The organism is Micromonospora sp. NPDC005215, assembly GCF_040607915.1.
Lineage (GTDB): Bacteria > Actinomycetota > Actinomycetes > Mycobacteriales > Micromonosporaceae > Micromonospora.
Map to the genome: position 1 here is coordinate 71,614 of NZ_JBEXHQ010000027.1, position 14,288 is coordinate 85,901.

The following is a 14,288-nucleotide window of genomic DNA, read 5'->3' on the forward strand; positions in this document are numbered from 1 at the left end:
AAGTGCACTTCAACTCAAGGACCTGGTGATGCAGGATCTACTGACGATCGGCGAGCTGTCCGCCCGATCCGGCGTGGCACCGTCGGCGCTGCGCTACTACGAGCGACTCGGGCTGATCCGCGCCGCCCGTACCGGCGGCAACCAGCGCCGGTACGCCCGCGCCGAGCTGCGCCGGGTCGCCTTCATCCGGATCTCCCAGCAGGTCGGCGTCTCACTCGACGAGATCCGGGCGGCGTTGGAGTCGCTCCCCGAGGCCCGCACGCCCAGCCCGCAGGACTGGGCGCGGCTCTCCGCGAGCTGGCGGGGCCGGTTGGACGAGAAGATCCGGCTGCTCACCAACCTCCGCGACGACCTGGACGGCTGCATCGGCTGTGGGTGCCTGTCCCTGCAACGCTGCACGCTGAACAACCCGGGGGACGCGCTGGCCGGCGAGGGGCCGGGCGCCCGCCTGCTGCTGCCCCGACCAACTGACGACACGCTCGTCTGAACACCCGCGCCAGCTTGCGTCACCCGCGCGTGAGCAGCACCTTGCCGAAGTGGTCGCTCGACTCGACGAGCCGGTGCGCCGTCGCCGCCTCGCTCATCGGCACCCGCCGGTCCACGATCGGTCGGACCGTGCCGGCCTCGATCAACGGCCACACCTCGTCCCGTACGCCCTGGACGATCTCCGCCTTCTCGGCGAGCGGTCGGGAGCGGAGCGACGTCGCGGCGACGCTCGCCCGTTTGGTAAGCAGCGCGCCGAGATCCAACTCGGCCTTGCGCCCACCCTGCATCCCGATCACCACCAGCCGGCCGCCGGTGGCCAGCGCGGAGACGTTCCGGCCCAGGTAGGACGCGCCCATGATGTCCAGGATGACGTCCGCGCCCCGACCGTCGGTGACTCGTCGGACCTCCTCGACGAAGTCCTGCTCCCGGTAGTCGATCGGGTGGGCCGCGCCCAGCTCACGCAGCCGGGAGTGCTTGGCCTCCCGGGCGGTGGTCACAACTGTCGCGCCGAGGGCCGCCCCGAGTTGGACCGCGAAGGTGCCGATCCCACTGCCCCCGCCGTGCACCAGCAGCGTGTCACCCGCGCCGAGCCGCCCCACCTGGACGAGATTCGACCAGACCGTGCAGGCCACCTCCGGCAGCGCCCCCGCGTCCACCGGGTCGCAGGCCGGCACCGGCAGCAACTGCCCGGCCGGGACCGCGACCCGCTCGGCGTACCCCCCGCCCGCCAGCAGCGCGCACACCTGCTGACCGACCGCCCACCCGGCGACCTCCGACCCGACCTCGGTGATCACCCCAGAGCACTCCAACCCGGGGTACGCGGACGCGCCCGGCGGCGGCGGGTAGTGCCCCTGCCGTTGCAGCAGGTCAGCGCGGTTGACCGCACTGGCCCGCACATCCACGATCACCTCGTCGGGGCCCGGCTCCGGGTCGGGCACCTCGGCCCAGACCAGCGCGTCGGGTCCACCGGGCTCGGGAATGGTGATGGCTCGCATGGGCCCAGTCTTCCCGATCTCGTCGGCTGTCGCAGGCGCAACCGCGAGCCCACAGTGGACAGCCGAGATGGCCTGGTCGGCGCGTTCGGGGAGGGACGCCGGGCCGTCCGGCGGGAGCCGTGGCAGACTGTGCGTGGCCGTACGCCCGCGGGTGGCGGCCCAGGAGGGTTCGCCTAGTGGCCGATGGCGCTGGTCTTGAAAACCGGTAAGGCAGCGATGTCTTCGTGGGTTCGAATCCCACACCCTCCGCCCCCTTGGACAGCAAAACGCCCCCTGACCAGCGCGAACGCTGGCCGGGGGCGCGTCTGTGAATGGCGAGTCAGTCTCACTTCGTCCTGCTCAGGGCTGCCGCACCTCACTCGTCGCGGCAAATGGGCGGCAAAGTTTCGTCGGCCGGTCGGGCGTTCTCATGCTGGTCAGGAGTGACTAGCGCCGCCTCGATCCGCTTCCGCGCCGCCTCGTCCTGACCATCGATGCACGAGGCGTAGACCTTGAGCAGGACGTGCGCGCTGTGCCCTGCCCACTCGGCGACCTGGGTAGCCGGCACACCAGCGTTGAGCCAGAGCGCCACGGCAGCGATGGTGCAGGTGGTAGGGCAATCGTGCAAGAACGGCGCGCTGCTGAGCGGGGTTAGCGCCTTTTCTCGTGCCTGTCGCCAGGCTCGTATGTAGGTGCTTTTCGTGACAGGGCCGGGCCGTGAGCCTGGTGCGTTGAACATCCGCCTGCCCGGGTTGCCGGAGTGCTGCCGACGGTGCCGCAAAATGCGGACAAGCTTCGGGCAAGTTTGGCACAACGCGCGTCTCCGTCTTCGCTCGGTGCTTCAGCTCTCGGTCCTTGCGCATTCGCCGCTGACCGCCCATTCGTCGCCGACGTGTTGGGTTGGCCCGCTGAGGAGGTGAAGCCATTTCATCCGGCCTACTTGCATCTCCTCACCGGTCATCTCCTCCCACAAGATGCCCCTCGACCACTGCGGCTTGATCTTGATGGTTCCAGACGAAGTTTGCCATGGCTCGCACAAACTCGGTTGCCTTAGGTGCTTCTTTGTAAGCGAGGGTTCGGAGGACCTCTCTCAACCAAAACGCTTTATTGTCAGACGGTATGGATTTGTGGAAACCTTCGAGTTCTCCAACAGGAACTAGGAAAATTCCGAGTTTCCTTAGATTAGCGTCCAACGACTGGTATGCGGCGGCAGCCTCGCCGCGCAATATTGTGTCGGCGGCAATCTTGAAGAGACGCCAACCGCTCCGAGCTGTCAGTAACCCCTTGATTTGGTTGATGTCCCCAGAAGTTAAGAAAGCGTCCCTCCGGCCTCCGAAGACTTCTTCGATCTTGACTTTTGCTACGACTTTGTCGACTTTCTCCGTCCTCGCCTGAATGGCGGAAATGACCACCTTTCGATCCCGCTCAAGGGCGTCCGGGTCGCCGCCGCAAGCAGTCACTAAGCCCTTAAAGTCATGGTCGGCCTGCAAGAAATCAATGTCTACGGCACAGGAGACGGGAACCCGGGACGCGCGCAAGGCGCGGACAGCCTCAGGCATCCGAGATTTTCCGCCGCAATGCGCAAAATGCAAGCTGAGGGCTGTTGCAGGATGCCCTCGGTCTAGGTCATGCACGGTCGATTCGAGTACAGCGCGGTAGTAGGTGCAGTCAGAATCTGCTTCGCACAACAGAACCCCGTGGAAGAAGAGTCCGTCAAGAATGCCGTAGTATTTGATGAGCGGATCTTCGTACAGCTTCTGGACGTCCTGAACATGCACCTGCGCCGCATGGTTTCCCCGTGGCGATCGAGTGAGACGTACAACAGTAACGGCAGCCTCGGCTCCCTTAACGGAAACTATGCCCCGAAGGATGTCATCGCTATGAGTGGCGACAATTACTTGGGTGTCGTTGTCGTGCTGTCGGGCGAGAAACTGGCCTAGCATGTATGCCTGAGGTGGGTGCAGAAAGGTCTCCGGCTCGTCAATTAATACAATGGGATAGGCTGCCGTGATTAACGTCAGCACGACTCCCATGTACGAGCGCACGCCGTCTCCCTGTTCTTGCAGCAAGGGTAGACGCTCGATCTCGGCCAAATATTTCAAGGACGCAGGTGGCGGCGTTTCCGGGGTGGTTACTTTACCGATGTGGAGACTTATTTGGCTTCCTGCGTACCGGTGTATGACTAGTTCCTCACCAAATGCTCGCCGCATTTCTGCGCTGACCAACTTTTCTAAATCTCTATCGGAGAAGAGTCTTTGAATCGGACTTGCGGGAGCTTCGCGTCCAACGTGGTACGTCGAAGTCGACGAGATCGATCCGCCCTGGCTCCCGGCCGGCATGTAGGCCATAAGAAAGGGCACTAGTGGTTGGAAGTGGCCGGCGTGCCTCCTCCACACATGCGAGATGCTAGAAACTGGCATCGCCGTGCCGCCTTGATTAGGAATAGGAAAGTGTTCCTCATCAAACGATCCGTAGTTGTAGACGCCAGGCGGTTGAACTCTGTACCTGCCTCTCATCCAGTCCGCGAGTTCGCCTGCAGTACACCGCTCCTCGTAGTTGACCGAAGACGTAACCTTCGGCCTGTAATGCCCATATGTTGCCGTTCCGCTCAGTCTCTCCTGAATCTCCTGCAAAAGACGGCTTTTGCCGGCATTGTTTGGGCCAACAAGAACAGTCAATCCTTCCGCTATGGATATGACTTCTCCGCTCGTAAGGGACACTTTGTTGATCTGGATGATCTTGGCCCGCCGGCCGCCGAGGCCCGGTCCGATGCCTTGCTGTGGGTTTTCGTCAATGGTCACTCGCCTATGATGCGGGCAGCGGCGTCCGCAGGTGCTGTTCGGAGTAGTCGCCACGCCGTGCCAATGAAACTCGCGCATCGAGACCGTCGAGAGAACGCGGACAAACGAATCCCAGCTGGCTGGACGTCGTTCAGACGTTTGGGCGAAGTGGCGAGGTCGGCGGCTGAGGGTCGAGACCGAGTGGGCCGATGTGTTGCTATGAGTGTTAGCAAGCTTAGGTAGAGCTCGCGTGAGGGAAATCAGCGGCATCAGATGGTAGGTCAATGCCGTTTTCCCTGGTCAGTTCCTCATGCCTAGATCTTGAAACCGGTAAGGCAGTGATGTCTTCGTGGGTTGGGTCCCATAACCTCCGCCCATCCGAGCGCCGAGCTTGATCTACTCGGCTTACGCCCGTAGTGGCTGAAGCCGTCGCCGTAGCGGAACCGGAGAGCGGGATGTCCCTACTCCGGATACCCCGACGTCACTGAAACGGAGTTGATCATCTAAGGCGAGGACTGGCGGCGTAGGCATCGACGGGTGGCTTATGCCGGCGTACGGTCGGGGTACGCGATGTACCCAATTCGGCGAGGTGTCTCATGGCGGATCAGCAACCCACCCCCGGCCAGCGTGTCGAGCGGCTTCGTCGAGCGGCCGGCCTCTCCCGTGAGCAGCTCGCCGGCCTCGCCGGACTGTCGCCGACCACCATCAAGTTCGTGGAGAACGGGCGTCGGAGCCTGACGTTGCGGGCCGCCCAACAGGTCGCACCGCACCTCGGCGTGCGTGACCTTGGTGATCTGTTCGGGCCGCAGGTGACCCTGTCCCTGGATGGGCGTCCCAGTCATCCCGCGATCGGAGATGTCCGTCGGGCGTTGACCGCCTGGCACATTTCGATCTCTGGTGAACCGGAGTCCCCCGACTATCTGCGCGGCGCTGTCGACTCCGCGTGGCAGACCTGGCACACCTCTCGACATCAGCGCACCGAGGTGAGCGTCATCCTGCCCGGTCTGCTCGACGCCACTCAGCGAGCGGCCCGGCTGCACACCGGCGAGGATCGGCGCGACAGTCTCGCTCTGCTCGCCCAGGCGCATCACCTCGCGCAGGCTTACCTTGCCTGGCACGGTGACCGCGAGCTGTGTTGGCTGACCGTCGACCGCGGTATGACGGCGGCCCTCGATGCTGACGACCCCCTCGCCATCGCCCAGTCCACCTGGTACGCGGCGCATCTGTTGCGCGCCGTCGGCCGGGGTGACGAGGCGTTGGAGCGCTTGCGGGAGGCTCGCGATCTGATCGAGCCCCGAGTTGCCGATGGTGGCAGCGAGTGGGCCGAGATGCTGGCCGACCTGCATCTTTGCACCGCGTTGACGCGGGCTCGTACCGGTGACCAGGGCGCCTGGTCCGACTGGGATGCCGCTCGTCGGGTGGTCGAGCAGGCCCTGCCGACCGGTTTCGTCGGCCTTCGCACCCGGGTGTCGCGGCCGTTGGTCGACGTGTACGCGGTGATGTGCGCGGTCGACCTGGGCGATCCTGACGAGGCGCAACGGCGGGCGCACTCGCTCGACCCGGCGTCGATCCCGTCGACTGAACGGCGGGGCCGGCACTACGTGGAGTTGGCTCGGTCTGCCGACCTGGAGGGGGCGCAAGAGGCGACGCTTCACCTGTTGGGCCTCGCGGAGTCCACCTCTCCCGAGACGGTCCGATACTCACCAGCGGCTCAGGAGTTGGCAGGCCGGCTGGCCCGGGAGGCACCGGCGGCCATCCGCGCCCAGGCGATCCAGTTGGAGAGCAGGATCGCGGTGCCAGAGCTGTAGGGGTACCTCCTGTCGCTGGGTACGCCGCGTACCCTGCACGCCCCCCGCCGCTGCCTAGCGTGTTCTCACGATTGCAGCGGGTGTGCGGCATCGCCCCCGATTGGGGGTGATGGCCTGCCGCCTCTGAGACGGGAGGGCACGCGATGATGTGGCCGTTCAACCTGCTCCGCCGGCAAGCTAGGCGCCTGGGGGCTTCTGCACCGCTCGGTGCTACCGGTCCGGCGATCCAACGCGCAGAGCAGGAAGCTGCCCGGGAACGGTTGTTGGCTGAAGCTCGGCGTCACTCCGCCGGCATTGGCGACGGCGGTGCCGGCCGATGTTGGGCGAGATCCCCACCACGATCAGAGCGGCTGTGGATGCCCGATCGGCACAGGGCCAACGCGCTGCCGCTGTCTTGGCGAGCCGCCTCGCCGACCAGCACATCCCGCGCCGGCCCGAGTGGACCTGCCGTAGCTGCGAGCAGGACACGCCGTGGCCCTGCGCTCCGGCCCGAGTCCGACTGTCTGAGGCGTACGGCCGGGACCGGATCGGGCTGTCCATGTACCTGGGCAGTCTGCACGCGGTGGTGGTCACGGAGTTGCCCGCCGTCCCTGCGGGTGAACTGTTCGAGCGCTTTGTTGGGTGGGCGCGTTGAGCAGCGCGATCACTCCGGAGCGCTCTGTGACGCGCCGCCTGTCGCGGATCGCTTGGTCCACGCCTCGTAGCTGAGGAGTGCGACGAGGAACGCGGTGAGCAGGGCGAGGGCGGCCAGGCCGGGCAGGTAACGGCCGACGGGTAGCAACAGCAGTGCCAGTCCGGGCGCCACATACTGCTCGGGCCGTACGCACCGGACGATGAGACTCAGGAACGTCGCCCGGCCCGCGAGGTACAGGGCGGTCCCGCCGAACAGCGCGATGGCCGGGATCCAGTTCAAAGCGGCGTGCGACTCCTCATGGGCCAGGGCGGCGAGCACCTCCTCGACTCCCAGCGCCACGTAGACGGTCCCGGCGAGCAGCGGGAGGTGGGCGACGCTGTACGCGTTGCCGGCCACGAGGCCCCGCCGTAGGCCGGACTCCATCGTCAGTGCCTTTCCGGCGTTCGCCGCGCTCGCGGAGTACAACCAGTACAGGCACACGGTGACGGCGAGGGTGAGCAGCGCCGCCACCAGGGTTGGCGGGTGGATCATCTGGGTTCCGACCCCGGCGCCGACCGAGATCAGGGATTCGCCGAGCGCGATGATCACCACTAGGCCGTGCCGCTCCACGAAGTGGCCGGGACTGCGTACCGGCCACCCGCTCACCAGCAGGGCGAACACCCCGCCGCTCATGTCGATGAGGAGCGCCGCGGCCCAGAGCAGGATCTGCGCGGTGCCGCCGAGCACGGCCCCGAGGACGAGGGGAATCCAGGACAGCGCGGTGGTGAGGGCGTAGAGGCGAACTGTCCTGCGCAGCCGGGGGTCGTCGGCCGCCGCCCAGTGGAAGAGGGCGGTGTCCACTACCCGCACCACGACGTACGCCAGCACCAGGATCAGCCGCGGTTTCGTCGTGTGCGGGCCGGTCTGCCAGGTCTCGGGGATGATCAGCGCGATGAGGAAGACGGCGGCCATCGCCACGGTGACGCCGGCCCGGGTCAGCCCGACGTCGAGCCGGACGTAGTTGCCCAACCAGGCGTAGACCAACCAGGAGTTCCACAGCAGCATGAGGACGAGCAGTCCCTGCGCCAGGATCACCGACGAGGGCCGTTCGGTCATGAACGTGGTGATCCGGATGAGACCGAAGACCAGCACCAGGTCGAAGAAGACCTCGAACAGCGTCGGTCGGTGTGTCTCCGTCGTGACTACCGGCCGCGACTGGAAGATCCGCCCCATCGGGTCATCTTCATCGGTTGCCCGGTGACGGGTCCGGCACCCGGCAGCGCGGTCACTCCGGCGGGTCTGTGGTCCTCCGGTCCTCGCGGATGGTTTCTTCGGCCAGTCGTTCGACAGCGCGTCGGCGTTCCCGGGCGAGCGACTGCTCGTCCGGTTTGCGGAGCGCGGTGACGACGGCGACCAGGAAGTCGCGCCAGATGTTCAAGAATTTCCCCCGTGAACGTTGCGACATTGATCATATCCGCGCTGGCGGTGCCCGGACAGCGCCCAACCGGTCGTCGGCGGCCCCGGAACGGGGTAAGAAGGGGCTGATATCTCCGCACACCGGAAGGACGCGTTCTGATGACCCTGGAACGACCGATCGCCCCGGACCCGTACGAGCTGCTGCCGACGCTGCCTTCGTTCACGCTGACAAGTGACGACGTGCAGAACGGTGAGCCGATGGAGGCCCGGCACGCGCATGGCAGCACCGGGGGTGACAACGTCTCGCCGCAGCTGACCTGGTCGGATTTCCCCGCTGAGACGAAGAGCTTCGCGGTGACCTGCTACGACCCCGACGCACCGACCGGCAGCGGTTTCTGGCACTGGGTGCTCGTGAACGTGCCGGTCGAGGTCACGCAGTTGCCAAGCGGCGTCGGTGGCGCCGCCGGCGCGGACCTCGGTGGGGCGTTCTCGGTCCGCAACGACTACGGCGAGCAGGGTTACGGCGGTGCGGCGCCGCCGGCCGGCGACCGCCCGCACCGGTACGTCTTCGCGGTGCACGCCGTGGACGTCGACCGGCTGGACCTGACTCCGGACGCCAGCCCCGCCTACGTCGGCTTCAACCTCACGTTCCACACCCTGGCCCGAGCGGTGATCCGCCCGACCTACCAGATCAAGGAGTGATCCGTACCCCGCGATCTTGCGCTTGACCATGAGGGTGAGTGCAGGATCGCGGGGTGGGCGGGTCAGGACGGGACGCGGGCCACCGCGAAGACCGACTGGCCGAACGGGGGGCGGACGAGCTGCTCGGCGGCCTTGGTGGCGGGCAGGACCACCGTGTCGTACACCTTGACCATCGGGCCCTCCTTCGGCATCAGCCGGAAGACCTTGGTGGCCATGAAGTAGCCGATCAGCCCCAGCGCGTTGGCGTAGTGGATCTTCTCGACGGTCAGGCCGGCCTCGGTCATCGCCGCGTGCAGGGTCTTCTTCGTGTAGCGGCGGACGTGCCCGGTGGCGATGTCGGCCGGACCCATCGCGAACTGGAAGGCCGGCACGATGATGACCACGGCGCCGCCGGGTCGGACCAGGTCGCGCATGCTGCTCAGCGCGCCCACGTGGTCCTCAATGTGCTCCAGGACGTTGTACGAGACGGCGGCGCTGTAGTGGCCCCGATCGTTGTGCGGGAGCAGCATCTGCCGGACGTCGATGTTCGGCCGGTCGGCGAGGCGCTCCTTGAGCTGCACCAGACGGTCCGGGTCGGCCTCGGTCGCGGTGAACCGGGGCAGCAGCTCGGACCACTCCAGCGCGTAGTCACCGAGGCCGCTGCCGATCTCGATCGGGTCGTCGCCGAGGTACGGCACGGCCAGCTCGATGAACCAGCGACGGTGGTTGACAGCGGTCGCCAGGCCTTCCAACACCTCGGACTGAACGCGCTGATCCCCAGTGATTTCTGCCATGCGTCGATTCCTCACGATATGAACTCGACCCGTGCCTGGACCGACAGAGTGAATCATCCGCTGAGACGGCAGAAGAATCGGGGCATCGGGGGTGGCCGAATTGTGGTCGGGGGTGGGTTCGTGATCGGCGGTCGGCGAACCCGGCACATAGTACGGCAGTACCCCGAAACATGTCACGGCAGCGCCATGCCCTGACTACCCTGTGAATTGTCATGACTACTCCTGAGCCGGACCCGCCCAGCGACAGCGACGGTCCGGTCGTCGCGCCGTCGGCGCAGGGGGAGCCGGGCCGCGCTCGGCCTTCCCGCAGGGGGAAGTGGGCCGATCTGGTCGCGGTGCTGAGCTTCGTGGCTCTCGGCTTGTGGGTTACCGCTCGACTCTGGTTGGACCCGGGCAGTGGCGTACGGGACAACCAGTCTGATCAGTCGCAGTTCGAATGGATGATGGCGCACGGTGCACGAGTCGTCACACAGTTTGCGTATCCGTTCCATTCCAATCAGATGAACGTCCCGGACGGCGTCAATCTGATGGCCAATACGTCCGTATTATCCATTTCGCTGCCACTGACACCCGTCACAGTGCTCCTGGGGCCGAGAGTGGCATTCCTGGTCTTTCTCACCGTCGGCATGATTGCCACCGCCACCGCCTGGTATTTCCTGCTCTCCCGCGTCCTGATCGGCAGCCGCGGGCCGGCGTGGCTGGGTGGTGCCTTCTGCGCGTTCGCGCCGGCAATGGTGTCGCACGCCAACGGGCACCCGAACATCGTGTCGCAGTTCGTCGTCCCGTTGATCATCTGGCGGACCCTGCGGCTCGGCGAACCGGGCCGCTGGCTGCGCAACGGGGTCCTTCTCGCGCTCGTGATCGTCTGGCAGGCGTTCCTCAACCTGGAGATCCTGCTGATGACCGCGATCGGGCTCGGCCTGGTCATCGGCGTGCTCGCCCTCGGTCGTGCCGAGCTACGCTCGCGGGCCCCGTCCTTCCTCGCCGGCCTCGCCGTCGCCGCCGGGCTCGCCGCGCTGCTGCTCGCGTACCCCCTGTACGTGCAGTTCTTCGGACCGGACGCGTACTCCGGGCTGTCCCGGCTGATCCGCGGCTATTCCAGCGACCTGGCGTCGTTCGTCGCGTACTCCCGGGAGTCACTCGCCGGTAGCTCGCGCACCGCCGCGGGCCTGGCCAAGAACCCGACCGAGGAGAACAGCTTCTTCGGCTGGGCGCTGGTGGTGCTGGTGATCGCCCTGCTCTGGTGGCTGCGGCGCTCGGTCGTGGTGCTCGCGCTGGCCGCGCTCGCGCTGCTCTTCGCGGTGCTCTCGCTGGGCCGGGAGGTCCGCTTCGACAACCGGGGTACGGGGGTGCCAGGCCCCTGGGCGGCGCTGGAGAACCTGCCGATCCTGCACTCGGTGGTGCCGACCCGGTGGGCGTTGGCGATCACCCCGATCATCGGGCTGCTCCTCGCCTACGGCGCCGAACGTGCCCGGGAACTGGCCGGCTCGCACCCGGTCGCCAGGGGGCAGGTCCGCTTCGTCACCGCAACAGTGCTCACGATGGCCCTGTTGCCGATCGTCCCCACTCCGCTCCCCGTGGTCCACCTCGATCCGGTCCCCACGTTCGTGACAAGTGGGGCCTGGCGGCCGTACGTGACCGGTGGGCGCAGCGTGGTGGCCCTGCCGTTGCCGGACAGCACCTACGCGGAGCCGCTGCGGTGGGCGGCGGAGACCCGGCTGGACATGCCGCTGGCCCGTGGTTACTTCCTCGGCCCGGACACCCGCCCGAGCGCCGATCCCCCGAGCGTCGCGTTGTTCGGTGCGCCGCCCCGCCCCACCAGCAGCTTCTTCGCCACCATCCGGCGTACCGGGGCGGTGCCGCCGATCACCCCGCAGGCACGGGTCCGAGCGGTCGACGACCTGCGCTTCTGGCGGGCCGGGGTGGTCATTCTCGGGCCGCACGAGCCCGAGCACGAGACCGCGCTGCGTCGGGGAATGACCGAGCTGACCGGGATCCAGCCGGTCCACACCGGGGGTGTGTGGGTGTGGGACGTCCGGTCGTTTACCGACTGACCCGACGGTGGGTTAACGGACGCAGCAGCCCTGGCAGACCTTGGGACGGGGCAGGGTGAAGGCGAGGCAGCAGGTACGCCGCTGCACGCTCGGCTCACCGGTCGGCCCCGGCACCAGCTCGATCAGGTCGGCCAGGTCGAGTGCGCCGAGCAGGGTGTCGATGCTCTGCACCGTCGAGCCGGGCAGACCGTCCGCGGCCCGCAGGATGCCGTGCGCGATGCCGGAGGCGACCGAGCCGAGCAGCGTCCGGGTGCCCACCCGGACCTCCGACTGGATCGCCGTGATGAGCGGCGCCAGGTGGGCGTCGAGCAGGGACGCGCGCAGCGCGGCCAGCAGCTCCGCCTCGTCGGCGACGACCCGCACCTCCGGCAGGGCGGCGAGCGCCAGCGGATCGTTCGGCAGCACCGCCACGGTGGTCCGACGACGCAGGCCCATGGTGAGCAGCGGCCGATGGTCCTCGAAGTGGATCAGCACGTCGGTCGGATCGACAAGCGGCACCCGCCGGGCCGAGGCCCAGCCGAGCACGACCGGCAGCGCCGTCCAGTAGCTGTACGACTTCCAGGCCAGCGCCGCGCACGCGTGCGGGGTGCCACCCCAGCGGACGGCGGCGCCGCGCAGCAGCTCCGGCAGCCGACTGCCGTCGATCAGGGTGCTGGCGGGCACCCAGCCGAACTCGTCGTCGACCACCAGGCCCCGGGCGAGCCCGGGAACGTCGTCGGTGCCGAACATGGCCCGGAGCGCCGCGGTGACGGGGGCGAGTGGCGTGGCGACGGTGTCCCGCCTCGGCATCACCGCTGTCACCTGAGTCATCCCCCGTCCACGTGACCGGGGAGGTGCCCCGGCGGACGACAGCTGCCGTCCTGAGCTAAGGCTAGCCTAACCAGACTCGCGGGTCTAAGGGAAGCCTCACCTTGGTCTGACAGGGAGGCCCAGGTCACCGGCGTTCGGTGCGAGCAGCGCTCCGCGTTCCGCCTACTACCCGCCGTGTGTGCCGAGAAACGGCACCGCACGATCGACGGCTGTCGGTGGATTGTCAAGCAGTGTGTCGAAAAGATGCCAGTTGCGTGTGTGCTCACGCACAGAACGTGAAACTTAATACCCCGGCCGTGAGGAAGCCGATGACGACCTCACCCCTCGAACGGGCTGCCGACTCCTTCGCGGCCGAACTCGCCCGGCAACGGACCGGGCGCGGGCTGTCCAAGAAACAACTGGCCGTTCTCATGGGGTTCGACCCGTCCTACGTGAGCCACGTCGAAGGGCGCCGACACCGCCCGACCGAGGACTTCGCCCGCCGGGCCGAGGCCGTCCTGGAAGCCAACGGCGCGATCTGGCAGCGCTTCCGGGAGTACGACGACCTGCGGCACACCCGCGCGGGTCAGTCGTACCGCGAATCCCACCTGCCCGGACAGTGGCTGCCGCCCGGCACCGGCCTCGTCGTGGAACGGGAACTCGCCACGCTCACCCACTCCGACGACGGTTACCGGTGCATGATCCGCCGGGAGCTGTACAACGCCGGGACCGAGCCGGTCACCCGTTACCTGATCCGGGTCGCCGTCGACCGCTACCCGAACGATCCGGGCCGCTCCAACCGGCACCACCGCGAGCACCAACTCACGTTCGCCGAGCTGCAACTACAGGCCCGCCGAGACGACGGCAGCGGCGACCCGGAGCCGATGCACTGGCGAGCCAAACACGATCGGGACGCGTTCAAGGAAATCTGGCTGCTCTTCGAGAACGGGGAACGGCGCTTCCCGCTCTATCCGGGCGACCGGGCCACCATCGAGTACGCGTACAGCGTCGGGCACGAGAAGTGGGGCCCCTGGTTCCAGCGGGCCGTCCGGCTACCCACCCGACAGCTCGCCGTACGGCTGGACCTGCCCGCGGCGCTCGACCCGCAGGTCTGGGGCGAGGAAACCTCGCTCTCCGCGGAGGAGGGCCCGCTGCGGACGGCACCGCAGCGCCACGACGAGGGTGACCGGGCGATCTACGAATGGCAGACCGAGGACCCGCCGCTGAACGCCCGCTACCGGATGCAGTGGCGCTTCCGCGCCCGACCCGATATCGAACCGGACAACGGCCCCGGCGGTGTCCGGGTGCGCCCCAGCGACCGGATGCGCGGCCTCGGCATCGTGCAGCGCGGCGACGACCTGCTCCGCCAGCGCGCCCGCCCGTTCGACCTGCCGGGGGAGGAGCCGGTCGCGCGGGACGTGGTCGACCGGCTCACCACGGCCCTGGCCCGACTCGACGAACTGCACCCGTTCAACAAGGGGGTGGGCGTCGCCGCCCCGCAGCTCGGCATCGGCCGGGCGGCGGCCGTGGTGCGGCCCCCCGACCGGTCGGCAGAACCCGTCGTGCTGCTCAACCCCCGGGTGGTCGACGCCGACCCGGACACCGACGAGCAGTACGAGGGTTGCCTGTCCTTCTTCGATCACCGAGGTCTGGTGCCCCGACCGCTGCGGCTGGACGTGGAACATGCCCAGTGGGACGGCAGCCGGATCATCACCTCGTTCGAGTTCGGCATGGCTCGCCTTGTCGCACACGAGATCGACCACCTGGAGGGCCGCCTCTACGTCGACCTGATGGCACCGGGCGTGCCGCTGGTGCCGGTCGAGGAATACCGCGAGACCGGGCACCCCTGGCGCTACTGACAGGTGAGGGACCGGGGCGCGTGCCCCAGGGGGC

The 14,288-nt window shown here is 67.5% G+C and carries 13 protein-coding genes and 1 tRNA gene; 7 read left to right on the plus strand and 7 right to left on the minus strand.

All coding sequences use genetic code 11. The annotated features are described in order from the left end of the window. Positions 1-28 precede the first annotated feature (28 nt). The gene (soxR, locus tag ABZU25_RS20755) at positions 29-487 is read left to right on the plus strand and encodes a redox-sensitive transcriptional activator SoxR (protein ID WP_355030984.1); all 459 of its coding nucleotides are present in this window, start codon (positions 29-31) and stop codon (positions 485-487) included. Positions 488-506: 19 nt separating this feature from the next. Here soxR and ABZU25_RS20760 read toward each other — a convergent pair whose 3' ends face one another. Then, positions 507-1,481 carry an NAD(P)H-quinone oxidoreductase gene (locus ABZU25_RS20760; RefSeq protein ID WP_355030985.1) on the minus strand — a complete coding sequence of 325 codons (975 nt, stop codon included), beginning with the start codon at positions 1,479-1,481 and terminating at the stop codon, positions 507-509. A gap of 162 nt (positions 1,482-1,643) precedes the next feature. On the opposite strand from ABZU25_RS20760, the gene ABZU25_RS20765 reads away from it, so the two are divergent. Then, positions 1,644-1,730: transfer RNA gene (locus ABZU25_RS20765), tRNA-Ser, on the plus strand. Between the two features lie 106 nt (positions 1,731-1,836). Here the strand turns inward: ABZU25_RS20765 and ABZU25_RS20770 are convergent. Both ABZU25_RS20770 and ABZU25_RS20775 read right to left on the minus strand, forming a co-directional pair. Then, complete coding sequence (locus tag ABZU25_RS20770) at positions 1,837-2,052, minus strand: hypothetical protein (RefSeq protein WP_355030986.1); 216 nt, start codon at positions 2,050-2,052, stop codon at positions 1,837-1,839. 358 nt (positions 2,053-2,410) lie between these two features. Beyond that, a complete protein-coding gene (locus tag ABZU25_RS20775; protein ID WP_355030987.1) occupies positions 2,411-4,261 on the minus strand; it encodes an AAA family ATPase in 1,851 nt (616 codons plus the stop codon). Between the two features lie 575 nt (positions 4,262-4,836). Here ABZU25_RS20775 and ABZU25_RS20780 point away from each other — a divergent pair. Both ABZU25_RS20780 and ABZU25_RS20785 read left to right on the plus strand, forming a co-directional pair. Further along, on the plus strand, positions 4,837-6,048 hold the full coding sequence (locus tag ABZU25_RS20780; protein ID WP_355030988.1) for a helix-turn-helix transcriptional regulator: 1,212 nt from the start codon (positions 4,837-4,839) through the stop codon (positions 6,046-6,048). A gap of 316 nt (positions 6,049-6,364) precedes the next feature. Then, positions 6,365-6,682, plus strand: coding sequence for a hypothetical protein (locus tag ABZU25_RS20785; protein WP_355030989.1), 318 nt, complete (start codon positions 6,365-6,367; stop codon positions 6,680-6,682). Positions 6,683-6,691: 9 nt separating this feature from the next. Here ABZU25_RS20785 and ABZU25_RS20790 read toward each other — a convergent pair whose 3' ends face one another. Further along, positions 6,692-7,894, minus strand: coding sequence for a low temperature requirement protein A (locus ABZU25_RS20790; RefSeq protein ID WP_355030990.1), 1,203 nt, complete (start codon positions 7,892-7,894; stop codon positions 6,692-6,694). Positions 7,895-7,946: 52 nt separating this feature from the next. Continuing rightward, positions 7,947-8,126 carry a hypothetical protein gene (locus ABZU25_RS20795; RefSeq protein ID WP_355030991.1) on the minus strand — a complete coding sequence of 60 codons (180 nt, stop codon included), beginning with the start codon at positions 8,124-8,126 and terminating at the stop codon, positions 7,947-7,949. A gap of 110 nt (positions 8,127-8,236) precedes the next feature. Between ABZU25_RS20795 and ABZU25_RS20800 the strand changes: the two genes are divergently transcribed. Further along, positions 8,237-8,779, plus strand: coding sequence for a YbhB/YbcL family Raf kinase inhibitor-like protein (locus tag ABZU25_RS20800; RefSeq protein ID WP_355030992.1), 543 nt, complete (start codon positions 8,237-8,239; stop codon positions 8,777-8,779). 62 nt (positions 8,780-8,841) lie between these two features. Here ABZU25_RS20800 and ABZU25_RS20805 read toward each other — a convergent pair whose 3' ends face one another. After that, positions 8,842-9,552 carry a class I SAM-dependent methyltransferase gene (locus ABZU25_RS20805; protein WP_355030993.1) on the minus strand — a complete coding sequence of 237 codons (711 nt, stop codon included), beginning with the start codon at positions 9,550-9,552 and terminating at the stop codon, positions 8,842-8,844. Between the two features lie 212 nt (positions 9,553-9,764). On the opposite strand from ABZU25_RS20805, the gene ABZU25_RS20810 reads away from it, so the two are divergent. Further along, positions 9,765-11,606, plus strand: coding sequence for a hypothetical protein (locus ABZU25_RS20810; protein ID WP_355030994.1), 1,842 nt, complete (start codon positions 9,765-9,767; stop codon positions 11,604-11,606). Positions 11,607-11,618: 12 nt separating this feature from the next. Here the strand turns inward: ABZU25_RS20810 and ABZU25_RS20815 are convergent, their stop codons facing one another. Continuing rightward, positions 11,619-12,395, minus strand: a complete 777-nt coding sequence (locus ABZU25_RS20815) for an IucA/IucC family C-terminal-domain containing protein (RefSeq protein ID WP_355031030.1) — start codon at positions 12,393-12,395, stop codon at positions 11,619-11,621. A gap of 329 nt (positions 12,396-12,724) precedes the next feature. On the opposite strand from ABZU25_RS20815, the gene ABZU25_RS20820 reads away from it, so the two are divergent. After that, on the plus strand, positions 12,725-14,254 hold the full coding sequence (locus ABZU25_RS20820; protein WP_355030995.1) for a peptide deformylase: 1,530 nt from the start codon (positions 12,725-12,727) through the stop codon (positions 14,252-14,254). The last annotated feature ends 34 nt before the right edge of the window (positions 14,255-14,288 follow it).

Coding starts and splice junctions, on each gene's coding strand:
- ABZU25_RS20790 (WP_355030990.1), bottom strand. CDS start 7,894: ATGGGGCGGATCTTCCAGTCGCGGCCGGTAGTCACGACGGAGACACAC.
- soxR (WP_355030984.1), top strand. CDS start 29: ATGCAGGATCTACTGACGATCGGCGAGCTGTCCGCCCGATCCGGCGTG.
- ABZU25_RS20815 (WP_355031030.1), bottom strand. CDS start 12,395: ATGCCGAGGCGGGACACCGTCGCCACGCCACTCGCCCCCGTCACCGCG.
- ABZU25_RS20820 (WP_355030995.1), top strand. CDS start 12,725: ATGACGACCTCACCCCTCGAACGGGCTGCCGACTCCTTCGCGGCCGAA.
- ABZU25_RS20800 (WP_355030992.1), top strand. CDS start 8,237: ATGACCCTGGAACGACCGATCGCCCCGGACCCGTACGAGCTGCTGCCG.
- ABZU25_RS20795 (WP_355030991.1), bottom strand. CDS start 8,126: ATGTCGCAACGTTCACGGGGGAAATTCTTGAACATCTGGCGCGACTTC.
- ABZU25_RS20780 (WP_355030988.1), top strand. CDS start 4,837: ATGGCGGATCAGCAACCCACCCCCGGCCAGCGTGTCGAGCGGCTTCGT.
- ABZU25_RS20785 (WP_355030989.1), top strand. CDS start 6,365: ATGTTGGGCGAGATCCCCACCACGATCAGAGCGGCTGTGGATGCCCGA.
- ABZU25_RS20760 (WP_355030985.1), bottom strand. CDS start 1,481: ATGCGAGCCATCACCATTCCCGAGCCCGGTGGACCCGACGCGCTGGTC.
- ABZU25_RS20810 (WP_355030994.1), top strand. CDS start 9,765: ATGACTACTCCTGAGCCGGACCCGCCCAGCGACAGCGACGGTCCGGTC.
- ABZU25_RS20805 (WP_355030993.1), bottom strand. CDS start 9,552: ATGGCAGAAATCACTGGGGATCAGCGCGTTCAGTCCGAGGTGTTGGAA.